Consider the following 2,351-nt stretch of genomic DNA (forward strand, 5'->3'; position numbering starts at 1 on the left):
CATCCGCGAAGTCGGCCTGCGCGACGGGCTGCAGAGCATCGCCCGTGTCCTGCCGACCGGGCACAAGCTCGAATGGCTGCGCGCTGCCTACGAGGCCGGCCAGCGCGAGATCGAGGTCGGCTCGTTCGTGCCACCCCGGCTGCTGCCGCAACTGGCCGACACGGCCGAGCTGGTGGCCTTCGCCCGGACCCTGCCCGGACTGTTCACCTCGGTGCTGGTGCCCAACCTGAGGGGCGCCGAGCGCGCGATCGACGCCGGCGCCGACCTGATGCTGCTGCCGCTGTCGGCCAGCCATGCCCACAGCCTGGCCAACCTGCGCAAGACCCCCGACGAGGTGGTCGCCGAGATCGGCCGCATCCGGGCTGCCCGCGACGCCGCCGGCTCGGCCTGCCTGATCGAGGTCGGCATCAGCACGGCCTTCGGCTGCACCCTGCAGGGCCGGGTCGAGCCGGCCGAGGTGCTTCGCCTGCTGCAGGCGGTGCTGGATGCCGGCGTCGACCGCGTCGGCCTGGCCGACACCGTGGGGTACGCCGACCCGCGGATGGTGGGCGACCTGTTCGGGCAGGCCTTCGCCGTCGCCGGCGAGCGGCTGGCCTGCGGCCATTTCCACGACACCCGCGGGCTGGGCATCGCCAACGTGATGGCGGCGCTGGACGCCGGCGTCACCCGCTTCGACGCCTGCCTGGCCGGCATCGGCGGCTGCCCGCATGCACCGGGCGCCAGCGGCAACGTCGCCACCGAGGACCTGGCCTACCTGTTCGCCAGCATGGGCGTGCCCACCGGCCTCGACCTGGCGCGGCTGCTGGCGCTGCGTGCGCGCGTCGCCCAGTGGCTGGACGGCGAGACGCTGCACGGCACGCTCTGGCGCGCCGGCCTGCCCCGGACCCTGCAACCGGCTGCCGGGGAGGCCGCATGAGCGGGCCGACGCAGCAGGCGCCGCAGCCGCTGGCCGGCCTGCGGGTGGTCGAATTTACCCACATGGTGATGGGCCCGACCTGCGGCATGGTGCTGGCCGACCTGGGCGCCGAGGTGATCAAGGTCGAGCCGATCGACGGCGACCGCACCCGCCGCCTGCTGGGCGCCGGCGCCGGCTTCTTCCCGATGTTCAACCGCAACAAGAAGAGCATCGCCCTCGACCTGCACAAGCCCGAGGGCGCGGCGGTGGCGCGCAAGCTCGCCGCCAGCGCCGACGTGGTGGCGGAGAACTTCAAGCCCGGCACCATGGCCAAGTACGGCCTGGACTACGCCGCGCTGTCGCAGGTCAACCCGCGCCTGATCTACGTCGCGCACAAGGGCTTCTTGCCCGGCCCCTACGAGCACCGCACGGCGCTGGACGAAGTGGTGCAGATGATGGGCGGGCTGGCCTACATGACCGGCCGCCCGGGCGATCCGCTGCGCGCCGGCACCAGCGTCAACGACATCATGGGCGGCCTGTTCGGCGCGCTCGGCGCGCTCGGCGCGCTGATCCAGCGCGGCATCAGCGGCCGCGGCATGGAGGTGCAGAGCGCGCTGTACGAGAACAACGTGTTCCTGATGGGGCAGCACATGCTGCAGTACGCCCTGACCGGCAAGCCGGCGGCCCCGCTGCCGGCGCGCGACAACCCGTGGGCGGTGTACGACGTGTTCACGGTCAGGGACGGCGAGCAGATCTTCCTGGCCGCGGTGAGCGACGCCCAGTGGACGGTGTTCTGCCGCATCCTGGGGCTCGAGGACCTGGCGGCCGACCCGGCCCTGGCCACCAACAACGACCGCGTGCGGGCCCGCCCGAAGCTGCTGCCGGTGCTGCGCGAGCGGCTGGCCCACCGCAGTGCGGCCGAACTCTCGGCGATGATGGAAAAGGCCGGCCTGCCGTTCGCCCCGATCCGCCGCCCCGAGGACCTGTACGACGACGAACACCTGCTGGCCACCGGCGGCCTGGCCGACCTGCGCCTGCCCGACGGGCCGCGTGCCGGCCAGTCGGTCAAGACCACCCTGATCCCGATCACCCTGGAGGGCGCGCGCCTAGGCGTGCGGCTGGACCCGCCGCGGTCCGGACAGAATACCGACGAGTTGCTGGAGGGGCTGGGTTACGGCGCTTCCGACATCCAGGCCCTGCGCGCGGCGCGAGCGGTGGCCTGAGCCTTTCCCGACCAATCAACGAAGGAGACACGCCATGAACCGCATTCACTTTCCCGCCCGCCGCACGCTGGTCGCAGCCGCGCTGGCCACCGGCCTGGCCGGCATCGGCGGCCCGGCCCTTGCCGCCGACCACACGATGCGCATCAGCCACCAGTTCCCGCCGACCCACCACACGGCGCTGAACCTGGCGCAGTTCGAGAAGGACGTCGAAGCGGCCACCCAGGGCAAGGTGG

At 72.8% G+C, this 2,351-nt stretch carries 3 protein-coding genes; all 3 read left to right on the forward strand.

From position 1 onward, the window contains the following. Nucleotide 1: 1 nt before the first annotated feature. Nucleotides 2–916, forward strand: coding sequence for a hydroxymethylglutaryl-CoA lyase (locus V6M57_RS04635; protein WP_332813815.1), 915 nt, complete (start codon nucleotides 2–4; stop codon nucleotides 914–916). Continuing rightward, complete coding sequence (locus V6M57_RS04640) at nucleotides 913–2,118, forward strand: CaiB/BaiF CoA transferase family protein (RefSeq protein ID WP_332813816.1); 1,206 nt, start codon at nucleotides 913–915, stop codon at nucleotides 2,116–2,118. Before V6M57_RS04635 ends, V6M57_RS04640 begins: the two co-directional genes overlap by 4 nt. Before the next feature lie 34 nt (nucleotides 2,119–2,152). Then, nucleotides 2,153–2,351 (forward strand): hypothetical protein (locus V6M57_RS04645; RefSeq protein ID WP_332813817.1); only part of this gene is annotated, 199 nt, incomplete at its 3' end.

This window comes from Ramlibacter sp. (genome assembly GCF_036676645.1).
Taxonomy (GTDB): domain Bacteria; phylum Pseudomonadota; class Gammaproteobacteria; order Burkholderiales; family Burkholderiaceae_C; genus Ramlibacter.